Origin of the sequence: Sulfitobacter sp. HI0129, from assembly GCF_001635395.1 — a bacterium.
In the GTDB taxonomy this organism is placed as follows: Bacteria; Pseudomonadota; Alphaproteobacteria; order Rhodobacterales; family Rhodobacteraceae; genus Sulfitobacter.
In genome coordinates this window covers 1-282 of sequence record NZ_LWGH01000053.1, presented here as the reverse complement: position 1 = coordinate 282, position 282 = coordinate 1, and the positions used below count along the sequence as shown (strand labels likewise).

The following is a 282-nucleotide window of genomic DNA, read 5'->3' as shown; positions in this document are numbered from 1 at the left end:
TTTTCGATCCGGGCGAGGTTGGCGATGCACTGGATGATATGCTCGTCCACCGTATAGCTGTGGTACATATTGAACTGCATCATCGCCACAATCGTCTCGAATTCGGGGATAAATGCGCCCAGCACGCCCAGTTCGTTCATGCGCCGCAGGGCGCGTTCGGGATTGCCGTGCTTCAGCAACAGGTCCAGAAAGATGCGCTGCGCTTCGGGCGTGTTGCGCATGTCCTCATCGATCAGTCGCAGGTTCGACTGCACCAACCGCATGGCATCGGGATGGATCAGC

At 57.4% G+C, this 282-nt stretch carries 1 pseudogene; it reads right to left on the bottom strand.

What is annotated here, in order from left to right:
• Positions 1-282, bottom strand: a pseudogene (locus A3764_RS00525) ([protein-PII] uridylyltransferase); the annotation flags it as partial.